Source organism: Ahrensia sp. R2A130 (assembly GCF_000179775.1).
Lineage (GTDB): Bacteria > Pseudomonadota > Alphaproteobacteria > Rhizobiales > Rhizobiaceae > Pseudahrensia.
Map to the genome: position 1 here is coordinate 96,807 of NZ_AEEB01000020.1, position 23,008 is coordinate 119,814.

A 23,008-nucleotide genomic window follows, 5' to 3' on the forward strand; every position below is an offset into this window, starting at 1 on the left:
ATTGTCGGTCCGGCTGCAAACCGGAGGCCCGACATCATGTCAGCCATCAAATTCGATACCACCCAGTTCAATTCCACACGCATGGTCAGCTCCCATGCCAATAGCGCGGCGGGCGAAAAAGCGCCGTTGCCGTTCTCTCATGCCGAATACGAACGCCGCCTTGCTGGGCTGCGCGAAGATATGGCTGCTGCTGGTCAGCGCGCCTGCGTTTTCACATCCATGCACGGCGTCGCGTATTACAGCGGCTTTCTCTATTGCAGCTTCGGTCGCCCCTATGCCTGCGTTGTTACCCAAGACGCCTGCACCACGGTTTCCGCCGGTATCGATGCGGGCCAGCCGTGGCGGCGCAGCTTTGGCGACAACATCACCTATACCGACTGGCAGCGCGATAATTTCGAAGCCACCATCCGCCATCTCATCGGCACCGGTGGCACGGTTGGTGTCGAGCGCGATCACCTGACGCTTGCCATGCACGACCGTCTTGCCACCGCGCTGGACGCGACCCTGACCGATTGCGCGCAGGCTTCCATGACGCAACGCATGATAAAATCCGCCGAGGAAATTGCCCTCATCCGCGAAGGTGCGCGCATTGCCGACCATGGCGGTGAAGCTATCCGCGATGCCATTCGCGTTGGTACCCGCGAGATCGACGTCGCCATGGCCGGACGCGATGCGATGGAGTTGGAAATCGCCCGTTCCCACCCCGACAGTGAAATTCGTGACTCCTGGGTCTGGTTCCAGTCCGGCATCAACACCGATGGTGCCCATAATCCGGTCACGACACGGGCGCTGAAAGCTGGTGATATTCTGTCACTCAACACGTTCCCCATGATCTCCGCCTACTACACCGCGTTGGAGCGCACCTTGTTCATCGGCGAGCCGGATACGGAAAGCCTCCGCATCTGGAGGGCCAATGTCGCTGCCCACGAGTTGGGCCTGTCGCTCATCAAGGAAGGCGCGACGTGCTCCGGTATTTGCGACGAGATCAACCGCTTTTTCGCCTCTGAAAACCTGCTGCAATATCGTTCCTTCGGCTACGGTCACTCCTTCGGTGTGCTGTCGCATTACTATGGCCGTGAGGCGGGGCTCGAACTGCGCGAGGACATCGACACCGTGTTAAAGCCCGGCATGGTTGTCTCCATGGAGCCGATGCTCACCATACCACAGGGTATGGCAGGCGAGGGTGGATATCGTGAGCACGACATCGTGGTGATTGATGAAAACGGTGCCCACAACATCACCGGCTTTCCATATGGGCCGGAAAGCAATGTCATTTCTGCATGATGGCAGGACCGCAAGGGTACACAGGTGCCCTTGCGGTGGCGGGGATTGACCTTAAGGTAAGCCTTCCACTGCCAAGGGGCACCAAGCGCATGAGCCAGACCACCGTTCGCATTCCGACACCGAAGAAGCAGCCGTTCATCGGCAACATGCTCTCCATCGACGCCAACCAGCCGTTGCAGGGTTTGATGGAAATGACGCGGGAACTGGGGCCGATCTTCCGAATGGACATGATGGGCACACCCATGGTCATCGCGTCGGGCTACGATATCGTCAACGAACTTTGCGACGAGGCCCGTTTCGACAAGGCCGTGCGCGGTTCGCTGCGCCGCATTCGTGCCGTTGGTGGCGACGCGCTGTTTACCGCCAACACCAGCGATGACAACTGGCAAAAAGCCCACCGCATTCTGCTGCCCACCTTCGCCGGTTCCGCCATGAAGGGCTATATGCCCATGATGCAGGATGTGGCGACGCAGCTGTGCACCAAGTGGGAGCGCATGAACGCTGATGAAGAGATCGACGTCGTTCACGACATGACAGCCGTGGCGCTGGATACGATCGGCATTTGCGGCTTCGACTATCGTTTCAACTCCTTCTACCGCCGCGACTACCACCCCTTCATCGACGCCCTGAACCGCACGCTGGAAACCTGCATGATGCAGCGCGGCTTGCCCTTCGAGGAGACACTCCTTCGCAAGCGCCTGCACCAGATGGAAACCGATGTCGATTTCATGAACAATCTCGTGGATGACATCATCCGCGAGCGCCGGTCCGGGCGGGGCGATACGTCCCAGAAAGACCTGCTCAACTACATGCTGGCGGGTGTCGACAAGGTGACGGGCGAAAGCCTGTCGGATGAAAATATCCGCTACCAGATCAACACGTTTTTGATTGCGGGCCACGAGACGACATCCGGCCTTATGTCCTTCACGCTTTACTACCTTCTGCAGCACCCCGACATTCTGGACCGCTGCTACGAAGAGGTGGACCGTGTTTTGGGCCGCGATATTTCCAGCCCGCCGGATCTCTCCAAGGTCAACCAGCTGACTTACATCAATCAGGTTCTGTCGGAGGCGCTACGCCTGTGGCCCACCGCACCTGCGCTTGGTCTTGCGCCATACGAAGACGAAATCGTCGGCGGCCAATATAAGATCAAAAAAGGCACGTTCACCACCGTTCTGTCCCTCATGTTACACCGGGACGAGAGCGTGTGGGGAGATGATCCCGAAGCGTTCAATCCCGAACACTTTACCAAGGAAGCCATCGCGGCGCGGCCGTTCAACGCCTACAAGCCCTTCGGCAACGGTCAGCGGGCGTGTATCGGCCGCCAGTTTGCCATGCAGGAAGCCAACCTCGTTATCGGCATGATCCTGCAGCGCTTCCAGTTGGACGATCACAAGAACTACCAGTTGAAGATCAAGGAATCGCTGTCCATCAAGCCCGATGGTTTCACCATGAAGGTGAAGCTGCGCCCTGATGTCATGTATTCCGCGAAGGGCCCCACCGCTGACGCTGACACGACAGATGCGAAAAAGCCTGGCGAGAACAACCGTGAGAAACACGGCGGCAAGGTCACTATTGCGTTCGGCTCCAACCTCGGAACCACAGAAGAAATTGCCCGCGATATGGCCCGTTCTGCCGAGACAAACGGCTTCGATGTGAAGCTGAAGACGCTCGATGAACTTGTCGGGAACATGCCGAAGGAAGGCGCACTGCTGCTCGCTTGTGCGTCTTACAACGGACAACCACCGGACAACGCCGCGCAGTTCGTGGACTGGGTGAAGGAGCAACCCGCAGGCTCGATGGACGGTATCAACTATGCGCTGTTCGGCTGCGGCCACAGCGACTGGTCCGCCACGTTCCAGGCCACTCCACGTATCATCGACGAGCACATGAAACGCGCCGGTGCGACCGCTTATGTCGAGACCGGCGAGGGCGATGCCAAGGAAGACCTCGACGCGGAATTCGACACATGGTTCGGCCCCGTCTGGCAGCACACGGGCAAGGCGCTCGGCCTCGATGTGGACTTTGAAGAAACGCTGGACGATGCACCGCTCTACGAAGTCACGTTCTTGAAGGATGCCAGCCAGAATCCGTTGGTCGAACAGATGGGCGCGAAGCCGGTCGTCGTGCGCCGCACCCGCGAACTGCATTCCAAATCCGGCCCCGTGCCGTCCGAACGTTCGACCCGCCACATCCGCGTGAAACTTGCGCCGGGCCAAAGCTATACTGCAGGCGATCATCTGTCGGTCATTCCGCGCAACTCGCCCGATCTGGTGCGCCGTGTCGAACTTCGCTTCGGCCTGCAATCGGCCAGCCTCGTGCGGTTGAACAGCGCCAACGAAGGCCATTCCGCGCTGCCCACCGGTCGGCCCATCGAGCTTCGCACGCTGCTGGAAGACCTTGTGGAACTGCAGTCCCCGGCCAGCCGTCGCGATGTTCAGCTTCTGGTCAAACACACAAGATGCCCTGACTCCAAACCGAAGCTGGAAGCGTTGGCGGGGGACGATTTCAAGGACAAAGTGCAGGGCACACGCACCAGCATTCTCGATCTGCTGGAGGAGTTTCCAGCTTGCGAATTGCCCTTCGCGGTCTATCTGGAAACGTGCCCCAACATGGTGCCGCGCTACTATTCTATCTCGTCGTCGCCCAAGGCCGGTTCCGACCGCTGCTCCATCACGGTCGCCGTGGTGGATGATGTGGCCCGCAACGGGAAGGGCCGTTATCTCGGCACCTGCTCCAACTATCTGGCAGGGCTGAAGGAAGGCTCGTCCTTCCATGCGGCGACCCGCCAGCCGTCCGCAGGCTTCACCTTGCCGGAAGACCCGCTGCGCCCCGTCATCATGATCGGCCCCGGCACGGGCATCGCGCCATTCCGCGGTTTCCTGCAGGACCGTGCTGCCGACATGGCAGCTGGTATAGACCTCGGCCCCGCAGCTTTGTTCTTCGGCTGCCGCCATCCCGACCAAGACTTCATCTACCGTCAGGAACTGGAAGCTTGGTCCGAGCAAGGTGTCTGCGATCTCCACACCGCCTTCTCCCGCGCCGACAAGGAACGCGTCTATGTTCAAGACGTGTTGCGCCAACAACGCGCCTCCATCTGGCCGATGATCGAAGCCGGAGCCAAAATCTACGTCTGCGGCGATGGTGGCCACATGGAGCCGGACGTGCGCCGCGCACTCACCCGAATCTATATGGAAGAGAAAGACGTGTCGGGCGATGAAGCAGACGCATGGTTCGCAGACATGATAGCGAAGCAGGATTACGTCATGGACGTTTGGGTGAGCAACTAGGCGCTGACGCAAACAGCCATCCCGAAAGCTCGGTTGTCATTCGCATTCGCGCGGGGATGACAACCGGTTTTATGTAGGCCGAGCCGCCTACTCTTTATCCAGATAAGGGTTCGGCACACCACCGGGCATCACCCGCGCCTTCACCGCTGCATCCACCCAGGTGATGTGATTGCGAACATATTCATCGCTCGCATCGCGCGGTGGCGTGTAGTCCCAATGCTTCGGCTGGCCCTTCTGCATCGCCTCATAAACCGCTCGCCGCTGGTGCTGCGTGGCGATCACGTCGGCACGGATTGCGGCACTGTCCCAACGCTCGGCAACTTCTGCAGCAAACGCTGTAGCGCGGTCGGTGTGGGCGGGATCATCGACCAGATTGTTCATCTCATAGGGGTCGGCCACAACGTCGAAAAGCTGCGGCGGATCTACGTCGCAATGGATGTACTTGTATTGGCCGCGCCGGATCATCAGCACTGGCCACGGCGTCATTTCGGCACAATATTCACCGATTGCGGTTGCCTGCTCGTTGGCCGCTTCGCCGCGCGCCTGTGGGGCCAGTGACCGGCCATCTATAGGCTCGCCGTAACTGGGGCTCGGTTCGCCTGCAAGGTCGAGCAAGGTCGGCAAGATGTCCACAAGTGAGCACGGGTCGGCAACGGTCGTGTTGGCGATACCGGGACCGGCCATGATGAGCGGCACGCGCGCAGAATGTTCGAAGAAGTTCATCTTGTACCACAGGCCGCGCTCGCCCAGCATATCGCCGTGGTCGGCGGTGATGATGACCACCGTGTCGTCCAACTGCCCGCTCTCTTCCAGCACCTGCACCAACTCTCCGACCTTGGAATCGAAATAGGAGATGTTGGCGAAATAGGCGTGGCGCGAGTTACGGACTTGCTCTTCGGTCACTTCGACTTTCGACGCTTCGATGCCGTCCATCAAGCGCTTCGACATAGGGTCCTGGTCTTCGGGTGCCAGAACATTCTTCGGCATGTCGATGGCATCGTGATCGTAGAGGTTCCAGAATTCCGGCCGCGCTTCATACGGGTCGTGGGGGTGGGTGAAGCTGGCCACCATGGCGAACGGCGCAGTGCCCTTTCGGGCGTAATCGAACAGCTTGCGTTTGGCGTGGAAAGCAACTTCTTCATCGAAATCCATCTGTACCGAGGCCACCGCCAGCCCCGCTTCGCGCACGGAATCCATGTTGTGATACCAGTCGTCGATGCGCTCGTCGGCAGCTTCCCAATCCGGCACCCACGCAAAGTCTGCGGGATAGACATCTGTGGTGATGCGTTCATCGAAACCGTGCATCTGGTCCGGCCCGACAAAGTGCATCTTGCCGGAAAGGCAGGTCGTGTAACCGAGGCGGCGCAGGTAATGTGCGAAGGATGGAACGGAGGCCTTGAACTCCGACGCGTTGTCATAAGCCGCGATGCGCGTGACGTGTTGGCCGGTCATGAACGCCATGCGCGACGGCGCACAAAGCGGCGCGTTGCAATAAGCCGCATCGAACCGCGCACCACGCGCCGCGAGTGCATCCATATGCGGCGTCTTCACCTGGTGGTGGCCATACGCGCCAGTGAATTGCGGGGCGAGCTGGTCCGCCATGATGATGAGAATGTTGGGTTTGGTCATGCGCGGAGTTCCCCCGAAAAGCGTGTGGGAACACTACAGCGCAAGTTGCCATTGCGTCATCTCAAATGCGACGGGCGAATGCGTTGAACTTAATGCGCCTCGTCCCAGTTTTCCGCAGCCCGCGCATCCACTTGCAGCGGCACGGACAGCGATAGCGCAGGCATCGGCGCGTCTTCCATCACCTTCACCACCGTTTCAATCGTCGCGTCCACCTCGTCGTCTGGCACCTCGAAGATCAACTCATCATGCACTTGCAGCAGCATTTGCGCGGACAGCTTTTCCGCTGCTAACGCACCCTCCATCCGCGCCATGGCACGTCGAATGATGTCTGCCGCGGAACCCTGAATGGGCGCGTTGATGGCGGCGCGTTCGTTGAAGGCGCGCATCTGCGGGTTGGATGATTTGATTTCCGGGTAGTGGGCGCGGCGACCGAATATGGTTTCCACATAGCCATGTTCGCGGGCGAATTTCTTCGTCTCGTCCATGTAGTCGCGGATGCCGGGGAAGCGCTCGAAATACATCTTGATATAGTCCGACGCCTCGCCGCGATCGATGCCAAGATTGTTGGCGAGTCCGAAGGCGGAGATGCCGTAGATGATGCCGAAATTGATCGCCTTGGCCTGACGGCGGATGGACGGGTCCATGCCTTCCACCGGCACGTTGAACATCTCGCTTGCCGTCATTGCATGAATGTCGATGCCGTCCGCGAACGCCTGCTTTAGCTGCGAGATGTCGGCCATATGGGCGAGCACCCGAAGTTCGATTTGGCTGTAGTCGGCGGAGACGAGTTTATGCCCGTCAGCCGCAATGAACGCCGTGCGGATTTTTCGACCGGCTTCGGTACGGACGGGGATGTTCTGCAAGTTCGGTTCGGACGAGGAAAAGCGCCCCGTTGTCGTGGAGGCCATGGCGTAGCTCGTGTGAACGCGGCCCGTGGTCTTGTTGATGAAGGTCGGCAGCGCGTCGGTGTAGGTGCTCTTCAGCTTTGTCAGTTGGCGCCAATCGACGATGCGGCGGGGCAATTCGTGGCCCTCGGCGGCAAGGTCTTCTAACGCTTGCGCGCCGGTGGCCCACTGACCGGTTTTCGTCTTTTTGCCACCGGGCAGTTCCATCTTGCCGAACAGTAATTCGCCCAACTGTTTGGGCGACGCGATGTTGATGGGTTCGCCCGCCATCTCGTGAATGTCAGCTTCGATACCGGCGGCCTTCTGCGCCAACTCGCCGGAAAGGCGTGACAGGATTTGCCGGTCGATTTCCACGCCCCGCGCTTCCATGCGGCACAGCACCGGCACGAGCGGGCGTTCGAGGCGTTCGTAAACGGTGACCATTTTTTCCGCCACCAGCCGCGCCTTCAGCAAGGTCCAAAGCCGCAACGTCACATCGGCATCTTCTGCCGCGTAGGCAGACGCTTTTTCGATGCTCACCTTGTCGAACGTGACCATGGATTTACCGGAACCGGCGACCTCTTTAAACGGGATCGGTGTATGGTCGAGATGGGCGAGCGACAGTGCGTCCATGCCGTGTTTTCCACGACCGGCATCCAGCACATAGGACAGCAGCATCGTGTCGTCGAAGGGGCCGACTTCGATGCCGTAACGCGACAACACCAGCCAGTCGTATTTCAAATTCTGCGCGATCTTCAACACGCTAGGTGCTTCCAGCATGGGCTTGAGCAGAGCCAGCGCTTCCTTCAAATCCATCTGGTCGGGGTCCAGCCCTTCCGAGAACATGTCGCCGTCGTCGGATGAACCATCTTTCAGATGCGCCAGTGGAATATAGCACGCGCGGCCCGGGCCTGTGGCGAGCGACACCCCCACGAGATCACAGGCCATGGCGTCCAGCGATGTGGTTTCCGTGTCCACCGCGACGTGACCGAGATCGTGGGCTTCAGCGATCCAGCGCTTGAGAGCTTCGGCATCACGAACGGTTTCGTAAGCGGAATGCTCGATTTTCTCGGCAGCAACCTTGGCGGTCAGTTCTTCCACCAGCTTCGACGGTCGGTAGGGCGGGCCGTCGCCATTGTCATCTTGCGGTTGAGTGTGATCGCCGTCGATACTCTGCGGCGCGTCCATATCCGGCCCGCGCATTTCGTAGCCTTCGACACCCACCTCTTCAGCTTCGACATTTGCTGCATCCGTATCTGTATCGACGGCCACGCGACGGGTGAGCGAGTTGAGGCCGATACCTTTTAGAAACGCGATGAGCCGCGGGCCATTCACCGTATCAAGCGCCAATTCGTCCAACTGCATATCCAGCGGAACATCATCGCGCAGCGTCACAAGCTGCTTGGAAATCCGCGCCAGATCGGCGTGTTCGATCATGTTCTCGCGGCGCTTGTTCTGCTTGATTTCGCCTGCCCGTTCCAGCAGCTCTTCCAACGTGCCGTACTCGTCCAACAACTGCGCCGCCGTCTTCGGGCCGATGCCTGGGACGCCTGGAATGTTGTCCGTGGAATCCCCCGCCAGCGCCTGCAGGTCGATCATCTTGGACGGGTCCACACCGAACTTGGCGAACACGCCCTCTTCATCAACCACGATGTCTTTCATCGTGTCGTACATCACCACCTGCGGGTTGATGAGCTGCATCAGGTCCTTGTCGGACGACACGATGGTTGTGTCCGCTCCGGCCTCGGTCGCAAGCTTCGCGTAGGTGGCGATGATGTCGTCGGCCTCGAACCCTTCCGTCTCGATGCACGGCACATCGAAGGCGCGGGTGGCCTGGCGGATGAGCGCGAATTGCGGGCGCAAATCCTCCGGCGGCTCGGAGCGGTTGGCTTTATATTCAGGGTAAAGCTCGTTGCGGAACGTGGTGGAGGAATAATCGAAAATCACCGCGAAATGCGTCGGCACCACGCCTCGTGCCGTGTCTCGGGCTTCGTCCAGCAGCTTCCACAACATGTTGCAGAAACCGGACACCGCGCCGATGGGCAGACCGTCGCTCTTGCGCGTCAGCGGCGGCAGCGCGTGGTAGGCGCGGAAGATGTAGGCGGAGCCGTCCACCAGGTAGAGATGATCGCCCTTCTTCATGGCCGCCGTTCCGTGTGTTCATTGTTCGTTTCGCCATCGGTTTCGCACGACCGGCGCGCCAGCGGAAGGGTGAATAGACTTGCATCCCCACTGCCCGTTGCGCGACGGTGGCGCAAACGCGATCAGGACGATTCAGACATGACCGACAAGCTAGATGCAGCCCTCGATAAGGCCGACACCAATCTCGACGCTTCTGTGGACCGCCTGTTCCACCTGCTGCGGATTCCCTCCATCTCCACCGACCCCGCCTACAAAGACGACTGCAAGCGCGCAGCCGACACGTTGGTGGAGCAGTTGAACGCCCTCGGTTTCGACGCCAGCGCCCGCGAGGTGCCGGGGCATCCCATGGTGGTCGCGCATCATCCCGGCCCGAAAGAAGGCGCGGACAAAGTTCCCCACGTCCTGTTCTACGGCCACTACGATGTGCAGCCGGTGGACCCTATCGAATTGTGGAACACCGACCCGTTCGAACCCACCGTGGTTGGCGATGGGGATGACGCGAAAATCTACGCCCGCGGCTCGTCCGACGACAAAGGCCAGTTGCTCACCTTCGTGGAAGCCTGCCGCGCCTGGATCGAGACCTCAGGCGATCTGCCGTTGAAGGTGACGCTGTTGTTCGAGGGTGAAGAGGAAAGCGGCTCACCTTCGCTGGAACCCTTCCTCGAAGCTGCCAAGGAAGAGCTGTCCTGCGACCTCGCCCTCGTCTGCGACACCTCCATGTGGGACGAGAACACCCCCGCCATCACCACCACATTGCGCGGCATGTCGTCGGACGAGTTGACGCTGGTGGCCGCCGACCGCGACCTGCATTCCGGCTATTACGGCGGCGCCGCCACCAACCCCATCCATGTGCTGTCGAAAATCATCGCGGACCTGCACGCCGAAGACGGCTCGGTGACGCTGGACGGTTTTTACGATGGCGTCGAAGACGTGCCGGAAGACGTGAAACGCTCTTGGGAAAAGCTCGACTTTTCCGCCAAGGACTTTTTGGGCGAAGTCGGCCTGTCCATGCCGTCCGGCGAGGCCAACCGCTCGGTGCTGGAACAGACGTGGAGCCGCCCGACGGCAGAGATCAACGGCATCACCGGCGGCTATACGGGCGAAGGCTTCAAGACCGTGATCGCCGCCAAGGCATCCACCAAAGTGTCGTTCCGCCTCGTGGGCCAGCAAGACCCGGACGCGGTGGCCGCCGCCTTCCGCAAACATGTGGCTGAGCGCCTGCCGGAAGATTGCGAAGCCCACTGGCACCCCCACGGCCGCAACCCCGCCACCCAACTGGCCTGGGACCTGCCCGAACTGCAAAAAGCAGCCTCCGCGCTCACCGATGAATGGGGCAAACAAGCCGCACTAACCGGCGGCGGCGGCTCCATCCCCATCGTCGGCAACTTCAAACGCCAACTGGGAATGGACAGCCTGCTCATAGGCTTCGCGCTGGCCAGCGACGCAATCCATTCACCGAATGAAAAATATCAGATGAAGAGTTTTCGGAAAGGGATACGAAGCTGGGTACGGGTGATGGATGCGTTGGCGGGGTGAGCATCGTGCAATTCATAGAACTCACCGATCCTAACAATTAGTCGTTTGTTGAAGCGTGGGCGGGTACATAAACATACCCGCCCATGCTCATCCTGTTTTTCACTTCGACATTTAACCGAATTTGATACGAGCGTTCAAAACCTGGAGAAGCAATATGAATGCCAACCCCGCTCCAAACGTCGAGAAAACTATCAAAACTGGCGCATCAAGAAGCAGGCCATAGGTTAGCCAAAGTATATTTCCACACATTTGCATTGCATTGCGCAGCGGGCTCTGGTGGGCCGCTTTCAATGGTTGTTTGATGTTTTGCAGAATCTGAGGAGCTGAACTAGCAACATTGATGGCACCAGCAGAAATTCCAATCAACGAAACGACGCTCAACATGCATCACCATATGGCGGCTTTTTTGGCCATGTTATTGGACCTGACAATCCTGACCAAATGTCCTGTTCGTCGGCTGCTGCAGTCTCTTTGAGTTGCTCGCCATCCGGGCAGAACACATGAATGTGAATATGGATAATGGTAGGCTGATGTGTTGCGGTTTTACAACAACTACCTTGCCTTGGGTTCGAATACGTCACTTTAGTCTCCTCCTATAGAGGCGCGTGATTGCGGCTTGACTAAATCGCGTATACGGCGAGGCCGCGCCACAAAGCGCATCTGGGTTGTCGGGAGTCTCGACCCACAAAGCAGAGCTCCCGGCAACTACCCAACCATTCTCCGTTAAACTTAGGCAACGTGTGTTTGGCCTATGGCGTGGGGGAAACTACCAACGCAGAGGCGGAATTCCACAGAGAAGCGTGATTTTCACACAAATCTGGATTGCTTGGCCGTAGTTTATGTGGTCTGCAATTGTGACTGCATTCAACATCAAGCTGGCATTTTGTCTAATATTTCTTCGCATTTTGAGTCGCTAATTTCGCAAATGAGAGATCTCATGACCGCGATGATTGAAAATAAGAATGCGACAGTTTCTGGGATCGCTCGAAACACTTCAGTCGGTCGAGACAAGGTCAAGTCGTTCGTCGGCGTACCTGGCATAAGAGGTGATGGAGTGTTACGCGCTACAGCAGATCTCCGAGCGTCTGAGTTGATCAAGCTTTTTGAATTTATCGAATCTGTTGACATGCTTGCAGAAAACTCACAATTCACGCTTGCGGAGCGAGCGATGTATGTCGAGTTAGTCCGTTCGGCGAGCATTACGCGTAGCGATTCACCTGACCATGCCCTTTATCCATTCGAAATAACCTCGATGATCGAGTCTCATTTACCACTACAAGACGAGATTGATAAAATCGAAGGCCGATATGTCTCGTTTCGACGACTGCCGAACGACGACCATGTCTATGTCTCTGCAATTGATGTGGTCTATGACGAGGATCGTAGAATTTTAACTTGGTCCAACGTGCATTCCGTTTACGAAAGTGAACCTTTTCAGTTTTATTATGGGGTAATCGTTCCATTCGGTAGTGACTATCTATTTTTTGGGCGCAGAAGAGACCGAAGATACATTAACATTCTTTCAATTCGAAAGCCTTCGGATGATAGACCTTATCGTCACGGCATTTGTCTCGTTGAATCCGATGACACCCCAACATTAGCCCGACTTTTCCTTCGGAAAATTGATTGCGATGATGAGTGGAAGACCATAAAGAAGCAGTCAGGCAGAAAATCAATAGATATATGCCTAGGGGAACTTGGCCTAACCAAAGAAGAATTTATAGATCCGCTTCCTTGGATGTCTGAGGACGGCGGGAAAATCAACAACAAAAATTCGATTATTAGTAGGAAGTATAGTATTGATTAAAGATAGTTATTTTTTGTATGAAGCAGAAAAAATTGTTGACGAATTGGGTAAGGTTAATTCGTCAGATGAAAATTTTGCAGAAAACGAACGAGGCTTCAAGCTCGGATCAGACTTTATAAAGAGTGCGACGTGGGAGGTCGAAGCTTTATTGAAAATTGACCGAGGGAAAAACTACGTGATGCTGTTGAAGTCTGAAATAGAAATTCGCCGTAAGCTTTGGATGAATTGGTTGGACAATAACCGCTCAAAGTTTGAATTTTAGACCAAGCCCCTCACCGCACCAACTCCTTCATCGCATCGCCCAGCCCTGCCAACGTCAGTGGGAACATGCGCTCGTCCATGATCTCGCGGATCATTGCGGTGGATTGGGTGTAGTTCCAGTAGTCCTTTGGGGTGGGGTTGAGCCAGACGGTGCTGGGCCATTGGGCGGTGGCGCGGCGTAGCCAAGTCTCGCCGGCTTCCGCGTTCCAGTGTTCCACCGCGCCGCCGGGATAGGCGATCTCGTAGGGGCTCATGGCGGCATCGCCCACGAAGATGCATTTGTAGGACGGGCCATAGGTCCGCAGCACCTCGTGGGTGTCCAGCTGCGCGGTGCGGCGGCGCGAATTGTCCTTCCACACGCCTTCGTAGAGGCAGTTGTGGAAGTAGAAATACTCCATCTGCCGGAACTCGCCTTTGGCGGCGGAAAACAGCTCCTCCACCACGCGGATATGGCCGTCCATCGACCCGCCAACATCGAGAAACAGCAACAGCTTCACCGCGTTGCGCCGCTCGGGGCGGGTTTTGACGTCCAGATAGCCGTTCTCGGCGGTGGCGCGGATGGTGCCGTTGAGGTCGAACTCCTCCGCCTCGCCATCCCGCGCCCAGCGGCGCAAGCGTTTAAGCGCAACCTTGATGTTGCGGGTGCCCAGCTCGCGGGTGTCGTCAAAATCCTTGAACTCGCGCTTGTCCCAAACCTTGGTCGCACGGCGGTGGCGGGATTCATTCTGCCCGATACGAACGCCTTCGGGATTGTAGCCATAGGCCCCGAAGGGAGAGGTGCCCGCCGTGCCGATATTTTTCGATCCACCCTGATGGCGCTTGTCCTGATTGGCGAGGCGTTCCGCCAGCCGCTTCATCAATTCCTCGAACCCACCGGCAGCCTCGATCTCGGCTCTTTCTTCCGGCGTGAGATGCTTCTCGGCCATCTTCCGCAGCCACTCTTCCGGCAGCTCTTGCTGGGCGATTTCGTCCCCCGCGCCGGACACAGCCTCCAGCCCTTTGAAGACCTGGGAGAACACCTGATCGAAGCGATCGATATGCCGCTCGTCCTTCACCAGCGCGGCGCGGGCAAGGAAATAGAACGCCTCCACATCCCACATGGCCACGCCCCGTTCCATGCCTTCCAGCAGGGTGAGATATTCACGCAGCGAAACAGGAACATGGGCAGCGCGTAAGCCGGTGAAGAGGTCTAGGAACATCAGTCTTCTTTCGCATGGCCAATCTCGGCCAAATCATAATGCGTGGTCTGGTACATCCGGTTGATCCAGTTGCCGAACAGCAGGTGCGCGTGGCTGCGCCAGCGGTTGGAGGGGGGCATGGTGGGGTCGTCGGCGGGGTAGTAATTGTGCGGAACGTCGATGGGTGTGCCGTTGGCGATGTCGCGGTCGTACTCTTCCTTCAGCGACGTGGAATCGTATTCGATGTGGTTGAAGATGTAGAGGCGGTTGCCCTCTTCTTCCGAGATCAGGCATGGGCCGGTGATGTCGCTTTCCATGAGAAGTTCGAGGCCGGGCGCGGCCTTGATCTCGGCAGCCCGCATTTCCGTCCAGCGCGATACGGGAATGGAGAAATCGTCGGAAAAGCCCGCGAGATATGGCGAAGTTGGCACGAGATTGCGGTGGCGGTAAACGCCGAATGCTTTCGTCTCCAACTCGTGCTTCGGCACGCCGTGAAAGTGATAGGCAGCGGCCATGGCACCCCAGCAGATGTTGAAAAGCGAATGCACGTTGGTACGCGTCCATTCGAAAACCTCCTGCAACTCTTCCCAATAGGTCACGTCTTCGAAGGCCAGCTTTTCGATCGGCGCACCGGTGATGATGAAGCCGTCGAACTTCTCGTCCTTCACCTCCTGAAAGGTGCGGTAGAAGTCGATGAGGTGGCTTTCTTCGGTGTTGCGCGAAACGTGGCTGCCGATGCGAATGAGGGTCATCTCCACCTGCAATGGCGTCGCGCCGATCAACCGCGCGATCTGCGTTTCTGTACGGATTTTGTTGGGCATCAGGTTCAGCAGGCCGATCCGCATGGGCCGAATGTCCTGTCGGTTCGCGGTGCGCTCGTTCAGCACCATCACACCTTCCGCTTCCAATTGAGCGCGAGCTGGCAGACGGTTGGGGATACGGATGGGCATATGAAAAACCTCGCGAGCGGGTCGCGCGGGGTGTGCATCACTGGTTGTCAGCGAAACGGCCCTTTAGCGACTTGTTTAACGTGGCTGCAAGCCGACCGGCCAAATCACCACAAACAATAAATTAGGAGTGTCGCTCACGTTCGTCAATCGGCATAAAGTACGTCGGACAATTCTCGATTACTCACGGCCATTGCAGAGCTGTGCCTACAAGCATAGTCTGTTTTCATTCCCGCTTCTCCAAAACGGCAGCCTTTCATGCGCCTCGTGACGCTCATTTTGCTTGTGCTGTTTCCGCTTGCCGGTTGCGTGCCGACGATTGCACGCCAGCCGCTACCGATCGAACTTTTGGGTTCGCAGCAGGTGATCGGTGGTCAACAAGTGCGCTATTTCGGCGATGAAGCGCCCGAGGGTTGGGAACAAATCCGCAAGACATTACGGGCACCAGCGGGCGCGCCGAAGAAGCAGTATTACCTTGCGATTTCCGGTGGTGGTTCCGACGGCGCTTTTGGCGCAGGGTTGCTTAAGGGATGGGGCGAGTCCGGAACGCGGCCTGAATTTTCTCTGGTGACCGGTATTTCTGCTGGAGCGATCACCGCGCCCTTCGCGTTCTTGGGCGGAAAATATGATGTGCAGCTATCGCGCATCTTCACCACTATTTCGGCCAAAGACCTCGTCGCCATCGACCTTAAAGGCGCTTTTGGGCGTGGATCCATCGCGTCTAGTGAACCCTTCCGAAAGCTTATTGCCGGTTATGCCGACGCAGAAATGCTGGCGGCTATCGCGACCGAACACCGCAAGGGGCGCAAGTTGTTGATTGGCACCACGCAGCTTGATGCGCAGCGGCCCATCATTTGGGATATCGGGGCGTTGGCGATTTCTACGTACCCCAAGAAGCTTCAGCTTTTCCGCGACATTCTTCTCGCATCTGCTGCAATTCCCGGCGCATTCGAGCCGGTCATCATCAAGGTTGATGGTGTCAACGGGAGCTTCGATGAACTCCACGTCGACGGTGGCGTTACCAATCAGGTTTTCCTTTATCCACCGCAGGTGCGCCCGCAAGATTTCGACAAGCGCGCCGGTGTTACCCGCACGCTCTACGTCATTCGCAACGGCAAGGTGTCGCCGGAATATGTGGTCACCGAAACTTTCGGGCAAATCCTGTCACGCACAATTGGTACGCTGACAAAGAACCAGGGCATTGGCGATCTTTACCGTCTCTACGCGACAGCCGAACGCGACAAGATCGACTACAACCTTGCTACAGTGCCGTCGAGTTTTGACAAGGTCGAAGATGAGCCTTTCGATCCAAAATATATGAAAGCACTTTACGCGGTCGGCTATCTGCAAGGCCTAAAAGGCTACGATTGGCAGAAAACACCGCCCGGACTGGATCTGGCGGCGCGGAGTGCGCAGCGTTAGCAAAGCAAGGTTGCAGTGATGGAACACTCATCACCGGTTGCCAGTCTGCCAATGTACGACTTCCCCGAACTGCGTGAAGCGCATGATCGGTTCTGGGTCGCCATTCGGGACAATATTCACGCTGAAGGTGTCAATGCGCCAGATAGTCTCTCGCTTGGTGGCGAGACGATGTCCCATTGGACCGACGCGGCCCTTATCCTCTCCCAAACCTGCGGATTGCCCTATGCGCGCGACCTGCATGGAAAGGTTCAGCTTGTCGGCACGCCGGACTATGGGGTGGAGAGCTGCCCGCCGGGCTATTACCACAGCGCAATCGTCATACGAGCCGATGATGAGCGCGAAACGTTCGCTGATTTCGCAAGCGCCCGCTTTGCGGTCAACAGCACCGGTAGTCAGTCAGGCTACAAGGCTTTGACCAAGGCTCTGGAAAATATCGGAAGTTCGCTGCGTATTCCGCAGATAACGGGCAGTCACGAGAACTCCGCCCTCGCGGTAGCTGAGGGCCGCGAAGACGTTGCCGCCATTGACGCGGTGACTTTCCAGCATCTGTGCAGATACCGCAGCTGGACCGAAAAGCTACGAATTTTGACGCACACGCCGCCAACGCCCGGACTGCCTTACATCTGTTCGCTGGACGCGCCCCGCACAACGATCCTGAACGCGGTGCGCCAAAGCATCGACGCGCTTTCAATTGATGATCGCGAAGCCTTGCTCATTCGCGGAATGGTCGACATTCCGGCGTCTCGCTACGCTGCCGTTTTATGATCAACAGAACATCCAATCGCGGAATTTACTCCTGGTTCAATGTCACACGTTCATCGCCAAAATTTCGTCCGCCTACAAACATATCAGTGTGTTGCAGATTGTAGATCAGTGTCGTGGGTGAACAGCGTCATGTAAATCCTTCTATATGTATCCCTCTACTTTTTTTGCATCGCTTTGATCTCACGTCAGCGCGAGAAACCGTGGCGCGCATGCCACATTTGGCACAACACAACCGTGTTCACGCATCTTGTAGCTTGTTTGTTCGGGACGCGGCGCATTCCTATGGTTATTAAATAGATAACGTCTCATCTTGCAGAAACGACAGGCCCATCATGCTGACACTCGTTAACACACCTTCAAATCTCGATTCACTTGATGACGGTATAGAGTTCACAATCGCTTCCAAGACGCTGGCCAATGGCAACACGCTCACGGTCTACGGCGTTGTGGATTTTTCAGCGTTTGGTGGTGAAGGAGGCTTCACAACACGGGCCGTGCAAACAGACGCCAACGGGCAACCTGTTGCGGGCTCCGGCTTCGACGTTTTTCCACTTCAGTCCTTCGATGATGCAGACAATTTCAGCGCTGAGGGTATCGCGCAATTTGGTGATGGGTCTGTTGGAATTTTCGGCGAAGGAGCGCTGGATACCGGTACGCTCATCTATCGACAATTTTCCATCGACCCGTCGACACAGGCGGCCAGTTTCGTGCAGCAGGTTGACTTCACTTACGACTACGCAGCATCGGGTGGCTTGCAGGCAGATCCATTCAACAATGCCGAAGTGCTGACCCTTCGCGAAAATGCAGATGGGAGTGTCACGGCCCTAGTGGGCTACGAAGCTCTGACCAATGCGCCTGCAAATGGTGGTTACGTTCCTCATGTTGTGGAGCTGGATTTCTCGTCCACCGGCACAGCGCAGGACACGGCCAATACCGGCACCGAAATTTTCGATGAGACCTGGAACGGTTGGGTCGCACTTTCCGATGGCAGCTATGTAGCGATGGACCAGTTTGATCCGCCAATCGCTGGCACTGAAGGCTATATTGCAGGCGTGCAGGTAAAGTTCATTTCCGGACAGGCCGGAACGCAGTCGGCAAATGTTCAATCCAACAATTTCCTGTTTCATGGTCCACTGGGCGAGTTCGCATATTTGAGTTCGGCGAATTTGGTGGAAATAGGCGATGGGCGCATCGCAGCCGTCTGGACATGGGTGGACAGGTTTGCTGACGAGACGGAGACCGTGCGCACCTACACAGCCATCGTCGACCCGGCCCTTCAAGGCAGCGGAACCAACCCGGTTGTGACGCAGCCGGTGCTGCTGCAACAGAGTGTCGGTAGCGATGAATGGGACCCTCAGATCGCAGCGCTGCCTGATGGCACCTATGTCGTAGTTTTCTCGGAAGCAGCCACCGATCCAAATCTGCCAGCAGTTCGCAGCTATGTTCAGCACTTGGATACAAATGCGGTTCCGCTTGGCCCGCGTATGGATATTGGTGCGAGCCTTGGGGAACTTGGTTTTGCTCTATCCGTTTTGCCTTCCGGTCAGGTGCAGATCAGCACCAGCACAGAAGACGGCGCCGATTTTGACGTGCAGGCCGAGGTTTACAACGTAAGCGCCGCAACGCCCGGCGTTATCAATCAGGTCGCTGCAGGTAATGCTGGCGAACTTTTCGAGACGGTCGTTCTGGAAGGCGATCTGACGTCGGTTACACCAACCCAGATCAATCTGGTGGGCTCAGACCCGACAAAAACAGGCATCGTGACGGGCACCGGCTTCATCGTTGATAGCACGGGCTACATCAACGACATCGTGGATGGCACCGTCAACTCGCTCCAGCTGTTCGACAATGGCGTGCTGATCCTGGAATGGAGCGGACTGCAAATGCCGATCCATGCGATCGGTTCTGCAATCGTACAATCCGAAACTGGCGCGACCTATATTGATCGTCTGATCGACGTGTTTGTAGGCGACTATTCCGGCGCTACCAGCACAGGCCCGATCGACGGTGGCTCTCCCTTCTACAACACAACAGGCAGCACTTTTGACGACACGCTGGAGGGCGGCGACGGGAACAACAACATCGACGGCGGCACCGGCGCAGACGCCATGACCGGCGGTGCGGGTGATGATTATTACGTCGTTGAGAATGTAGGCGACACCGTCACCGAGCTTGCTGGTGAGGGCAGCGATATCATCGACACGTTCGTGTCTTACGACGTGCCCGTGAATGTCGAAGTGTTGCGGATGCAGGGCACGGCTGATCTTGGCACAAACGGTTCGGTAAACCGCGACATCATCCAGGGCAATTCCGGCAACAATTACATCAACGGGGCAGGTGGTCTTGACCTGATGGTCGGAGGCAGTGGTAACGACACTTACACGATTGACGACTCACAGGATGCCGTCATCGAAGCCGCTGGTGGTGGCGACGATGTGATCTACACATCCGTTGATTACGTGCTGCTGGGCGATCAGGAAATCGAAACCGCGATCCTGACCGAGAACGCGGTGATCCTGCGCGGCGACAATTCCGACAATCAGCTGATCGGCAACGACTTCATCAACGTGCTCGAAGGCAAGGGCGGCACGGACTATCTGTTGGGCCTTGGCGGCGATGATATCTTCCAGGTCTCGCTGGAGGCCAATGCTACCGACTTGGACGTCTTCGGAGATTTCGAAGGTGCAGGCGTCGTCGGCGGCGACCGCATCGCGCTCGATGCTGCTATCTGGGGCATGGACGGGATCGTCTATCAGGTGTCGCAAACCAGCTTCATCGTGGCGACGGCGCAGAACACGATGCAACAGCAGTTCCAGATCGCTAACATCACCGCTCCAACCACCAACCTGATCGCCGGTGATGACTATTACTTTGGGTAGGCTCAATGCTCTTCAATGTGAATTATTATTTCAGGAAAATTGCCAGCTCGCTGCACAGCTAAGCGGCCTGTTGGCCAACCCGTAATTCGCTAACTGCGACTGGCAAAGCAATGCCAGCGCTTTTCGTCATGATCCAGTCGCGCATCGCATCTGCCGGTATTGGCTTGGAGATGAAATAGCCTTGAATGTAATCGCAGCTTATATGGCGCAGGAATTCGAGTTCGGCTTCCGTTTCAACACCTTCAGCAACGATTGTGATACCAAGGCTGTGAGCCATGGCGGTGACGGCTGCAACCATGGTTGCGTTGGCGTGGTTCTTGTTCAGGCCATCGATAAAAGAGCGGTCGATCTTGATGACGTCGGGGTGCAAGCGCTGAACGTAAGTGAGTGACGCCTGCCCGGTGCCAAAGTCGTCCAGCGCGATATGAACACCCATATCCTGCAAACGCTTCAGCTGTTGAGCTGCTACTTCAAGGCCGCCCATCTTTGCCGTCTCGGTCACCTCGATTTGAATACGCGAGGGCGAGAAATGGCATGACGCGATCCTCTCGACCACCATATCCATAAAATCCGGCTTGGTGATCTGGTTTGCCGACAGATTGACCGACAGTTTGGCAAGGTGAACGCCAGCTTGATCCCACAACTGCATTTGGTGGATCGAGTTGTTGACCACCCACATGTCGATATCTGCGATGAGCGAGGAACGTTCTGCAATGTCGATGATCTGATCAATGCGGACACCTCGAAGGCGCTCACTGGTGCAACGAAGAAGAGTTTCAGCAGCGGTAAGCGAGGTGTCAGTCGCATTTACAATGGGCTGGAACACCAGCTCGAACTGATTGGCCTGCAGGGCTTCGCGGATACCTGTCTCGATTTCCAAAGTACGCGACGATGTCTGCACCATGTCGGCGGAATAGAAACGCAGCTCTTCCAGCGTATCATCAAGCTGGGCGCGGCGCATCGCGATGGCTGCATTACGTGACAGTGTAAGTGTGTCCTGCCCGTCCTGCGGGTAGAGTGCCGCACCAACACGACAGGAGAGATAAACCGTCTTCTGGCCCACCTCGATAGGTTCATTGAAGCGATCAAGAATACGTTTGACGATCCACGAGACATCATCGCTTGCTTCAACGTCAGGCAGCTCGATGAGCATTTGCCCGGTCTCTTCCAGCAGCGTTACGCGATCCTGCTCACGCAATGCGATGTCCACCTGGCGCTTGGCAAACCGTAGCAACAACTGACTGAGATCTTCGCCCAAAGCTTCTTCGAAATAGTCCCAAGAGGCGATGCCAAGCTGAAGAATGGCCAGTGACTTTTCTTCATCTTGCGCCCGCACGATAGAGCGCGTTGCGTTTTCAAGGAATTGCGTCTGCTCTTTGCAAGACTCAATACGCTGCGATTGCCGATCGGCCAAAGCTTGTTGATCATCAGACCTGCGATTTGGAGCATCACCACCGTTGATGGCGCGGGCTTTGTCAGCCACGGGCTCAATATGTGCCGCAGCATCAGCCCAGTTGGAAATCGCCCCGGGGCCCTTCTGCATGGCTGCGGTTAGGGCCTGTGCGGAACGCCTTACCAATTCTGTGGCTGAGCAGTCATCACTGCGGTCATTTGCGATACCTACACATAGGGTGACGGCGTTGGCGCCGCTTGCGATATCTGCGGTACGGTCGGAGAACGTGGCCTTGATGAGATTGGCAATTTCGACAGCTTGGTCTTGGTCAATGCCTACCAGAGCAACGCAAAATCCCTCGCTGCCATAGCGGCCGACCGGCGCATTATTGGTCAAACCACTTCGTGCGCTATCGGCAGCACACCGGATAAGGGCGTCTGATACGGCGGGACCAAAGCTAGCTTTGATGCCAGCCAACCCGTGGACATCCAGCATCAACACAGTTGTGGGTTGCGCGCCAAATTTGGCTTCAGCTAGTTCGGGCTCAAACTGCCCGAAAAAGGCGCGCCGGTTCATGCAGCCGGTCAGAGCGTCCCGGTTGGACAGTTGGTTCAGTTCCTGCTTCTGCCGTTCGACCTCTCGCTGGGTTTCTTCCAGCAGGCTAACGGCTTTCGCCAACTGGTCAGCGCTTTGTTTGTTGTCCGTCATGTTGGCGAAGGTCACGATTGCGCCAATGGTCTCGTTTTTATCGCCCGTAAAGACCGTGGCGTTGACGTTCAGGTTCAGGACTTGTCCGCTGGCAGTACGCAAACTTAGCTGCTCTTCACGTTTCTCCAGCCCTTCCTTAATGGCCGAATGCCAGGGATAGCCGCCAGCTTTGGCGCGGCCATCCACCATGCGCCAAGGCAGGCTGTTAATGCGGGTTCCGGTTTCAAGACCGCCTGCGCTGCCATACATCGCCTCAAAGGCGGAGTTAGCCAACAGAACACGCTCGCGTTCATCGAGAATGATTACGCCTTCAGACAACGTATCAAACGCTTTCTGAACACGTTCGGGAATCACGCGCCCCGGATCAAGCTCATCCAGCGTACGCCGCAGAAATACCGAATAAACGATGAAACCCGCGACAGCGAGAAACAGAAGAAAGACCAGCAGAGAGACGGGGATTTCGAAAATGCGTTTGCCGCCTGACGGCGGACCGAATGTTATTTCGATCTGCCCTTGCGGACCTTCTGCGCCGAGCAAAGGAACGGAAACGTGGGTGGGATTGGAGTTACCGCCTTCAGGTTTTATCCAAACGCCTTCGTGATCGCCCTTGGACAGCACTATCTTGCCATCCCCATCGCGGAATGCGGCGGACAAAACGTCTGCATTACGACCCACTACGGATGTGAGAGTCTCTTCGATAGCGACTGTGTCGTTGCGGTTGATCGAACCAGCGAGCTGGACTGCTAGAGCCTCGGCTACCTTCGCACGAGCGTCCAACTCGGTTTTATAGCCATCTGGAATCAAGCCAAAGAGATACGCCGTCATGGCGATGCATATTGTCATGCACGCCAAGCCAAAGCTCATCCAAAGGGTCGTCTTGTGT

At 57.0% G+C, this 23,008-nt stretch carries 14 protein-coding genes and 1 riboswitch; of the genes, 8 read left to right on the forward strand and 6 right to left on the reverse strand.

The features are described 5' to 3' along the window. Positions 1-36 precede the first annotated feature (36 nt). Entirely contained in the window at positions 37-1,284 is a 1,248-nt protein-coding gene (locus R2A130_RS12870) for a M24 family metallopeptidase (protein WP_009464938.1), read from the forward strand. Between the two features lie 89 nt (positions 1,285-1,373). Next, positions 1,374-4,574: a bifunctional cytochrome P450/NADPH--P450 reductase gene (locus tag R2A130_RS12875; protein ID WP_009464939.1), complete on the forward strand. Its 3,201-nt coding sequence runs from the start codon at positions 1,374-1,376 to the stop codon at positions 4,572-4,574. Between the two features lie 87 nt (positions 4,575-4,661). Here R2A130_RS12875 and betC read toward each other — a convergent pair whose 3' ends face one another. Together betC and polA are read right to left on the reverse strand one after the other, a co-directional pair. Beyond that, on the reverse strand, positions 4,662-6,203 hold the full coding sequence (gene betC, locus R2A130_RS12880; protein ID WP_009464940.1) for a choline-sulfatase: 1,542 nt from the start codon (positions 6,201-6,203) through the stop codon (positions 4,662-4,664). An 89-nt stretch (positions 6,204-6,292) separates the two neighbouring features. Next, positions 6,293-9,229: a DNA polymerase I gene (gene polA / locus R2A130_RS12885; protein WP_009464941.1), complete on the reverse strand. Its 2,937-nt coding sequence runs from the start codon at positions 9,227-9,229 to the stop codon at positions 6,293-6,295. A 138-nt stretch (positions 9,230-9,367) separates the two neighbouring features. Between polA and R2A130_RS12890 the strand changes: the two genes are divergently transcribed. After that, positions 9,368-10,765 (forward strand): dipeptidase, encoded by a 1,398-nt coding sequence (locus R2A130_RS12890; protein ID WP_009464942.1) that lies wholly within the window; start codon positions 9,368-9,370, stop codon positions 10,763-10,765. A 111-nt stretch (positions 10,766-10,876) separates the two neighbouring features. Here the strand turns inward: R2A130_RS12890 and R2A130_RS12895 are convergent, their stop codons facing one another. Beyond that, positions 10,877-11,149 (reverse strand): cystinosin/ERS1p repeat containing protein, encoded by a 273-nt coding sequence (locus tag R2A130_RS12895; RefSeq protein ID WP_009464943.1) that lies wholly within the window; start codon positions 11,147-11,149, stop codon positions 10,877-10,879. 553 nt (positions 11,150-11,702) lie between these two features. On the opposite strand from R2A130_RS12895, the gene R2A130_RS12900 reads away from it, so the two are divergent. Both R2A130_RS12900 and R2A130_RS12905 read left to right on the forward strand, forming a co-directional pair. Then, a complete protein-coding gene (locus R2A130_RS12900) occupies positions 11,703-12,572 on the forward strand; it encodes a hypothetical protein (RefSeq protein ID WP_040305958.1) in 870 nt (289 codons plus the stop codon). Beyond that, positions 12,565-12,834, forward strand: a complete 270-nt coding sequence (locus R2A130_RS12905; RefSeq protein WP_040305959.1) for a hypothetical protein — start codon at positions 12,565-12,567, stop codon at positions 12,832-12,834. The genes R2A130_RS12900 and R2A130_RS12905 overlap by 8 nt, the downstream gene beginning before the upstream one ends. Positions 12,835-12,844: 10 nt before the next feature. On the opposite strand, the gene R2A130_RS12910 is transcribed toward R2A130_RS12905, so the two are convergent. Continuing rightward, positions 12,845-14,032: a VWA domain-containing protein gene (locus R2A130_RS12910; RefSeq protein ID WP_009464946.1), complete on the reverse strand. Its 1,188-nt coding sequence runs from the start codon at positions 14,030-14,032 to the stop codon at positions 12,845-12,847. After that, positions 14,032-14,961: a homoserine O-succinyltransferase gene (metA, locus tag R2A130_RS12915; RefSeq protein ID WP_009464947.1), complete on the reverse strand. Its 930-nt coding sequence runs from the start codon at positions 14,959-14,961 to the stop codon at positions 14,032-14,034. The genes R2A130_RS12910 and metA overlap by 1 nt, the downstream gene beginning before the upstream one ends. Positions 14,962-15,004: 43 nt before the next feature. Continuing rightward, positions 15,005-15,082: riboswitch (SAM riboswitch) on the reverse strand. Between the two features lie 134 nt (positions 15,083-15,216). On the opposite strand from metA, the gene R2A130_RS12920 reads away from it, so the two are divergent. The 3 genes from R2A130_RS12920 (at position 15,217) to R2A130_RS17700 (ending at position 20,024) form a co-directional block, all read left to right on the forward strand. After that, positions 15,217-16,380, forward strand: coding sequence for a patatin-like phospholipase family protein (locus tag R2A130_RS12920; protein WP_009464950.1), 1,164 nt, complete (start codon positions 15,217-15,219; stop codon positions 16,378-16,380). Positions 16,381-16,398: 18 nt separating this feature from the next. Next, complete coding sequence (locus R2A130_RS12925) at positions 16,399-17,145, forward strand: phosphate/phosphite/phosphonate ABC transporter substrate-binding protein (RefSeq protein WP_009464951.1); 747 nt, start codon at positions 16,399-16,401, stop codon at positions 17,143-17,145. 332 nt (positions 17,146-17,477) lie between these two features. Next, a complete protein-coding gene (locus R2A130_RS17700; protein ID WP_009464952.1) occupies positions 17,478-20,024 on the forward strand; it encodes a calcium-binding protein in 2,547 nt (848 codons plus the stop codon). Positions 20,025-20,082: 58 nt separating this feature from the next. Here the strand turns inward: R2A130_RS17700 and R2A130_RS12935 are convergent, their stop codons facing one another. Continuing rightward, positions 20,083-22,968 carry an EAL domain-containing protein gene (locus R2A130_RS12935; RefSeq protein WP_211098052.1) on the reverse strand — a complete coding sequence of 962 codons (2,886 nt, stop codon included), beginning with the start codon at positions 22,966-22,968 and terminating at the stop codon, positions 20,083-20,085. Positions 22,969-23,008: the final 40 nt, after the last annotated feature.

Bases quoted from the DNA above. Each gene is read 5' to 3' on its own strand.
- R2A130_RS12870 (WP_009464938.1), top strand. From the start codon at position 37: ATGTCAGCCATCAAATTCGATACCACCCAGTTCAATTCCACACGCATG.
- R2A130_RS12875 (WP_009464939.1), top strand. From the start codon at position 1,374: ATGAGCCAGACCACCGTTCGCATTCCGACACCGAAGAAGCAGCCGTTC.
- betC (WP_009464940.1), bottom strand. From the start codon at position 6,203: ATGACCAAACCCAACATTCTCATCATCATGGCGGACCAGCTCGCCCCG.
- polA (WP_009464941.1), bottom strand. From the start codon at position 9,229: ATGAAGAAGGGCGATCATCTCTACCTGGTGGACGGCTCCGCCTACATC.
- R2A130_RS12890 (WP_009464942.1), top strand. From the start codon at position 9,368: ATGACCGACAAGCTAGATGCAGCCCTCGATAAGGCCGACACCAATCTC.
- R2A130_RS12895 (WP_009464943.1), bottom strand. From the start codon at position 11,149: ATGTTGAGCGTCGTTTCGTTGATTGGAATTTCTGCTGGTGCCATCAAT.
- R2A130_RS12900 (WP_040305958.1), top strand. From the start codon at position 11,703: ATGACCGCGATGATTGAAAATAAGAATGCGACAGTTTCTGGGATCGCT.
- R2A130_RS12910 (WP_009464946.1), bottom strand. From the start codon at position 14,032: ATGTTCCTAGACCTCTTCACCGGCTTACGCGCTGCCCATGTTCCTGTT.
- metA (WP_009464947.1), bottom strand. From the start codon at position 14,961: ATGCCCATCCGTATCCCCAACCGTCTGCCAGCTCGCGCTCAATTGGAA.
- R2A130_RS12920 (WP_009464950.1), top strand. From the start codon at position 15,217: ATGCGCCTCGTGACGCTCATTTTGCTTGTGCTGTTTCCGCTTGCCGGT.
- R2A130_RS12925 (WP_009464951.1), top strand. From the start codon at position 16,399: ATGGAACACTCATCACCGGTTGCCAGTCTGCCAATGTACGACTTCCCC.
- R2A130_RS17700 (WP_009464952.1), top strand. From the start codon at position 17,478: ATGCTGACACTCGTTAACACACCTTCAAATCTCGATTCACTTGATGAC.
- R2A130_RS12935 (WP_211098052.1), bottom strand. From the start codon at position 22,968: ATGACAATATGCATCGCCATGACGGCGTATCTCTTTGGCTTGATTCCA.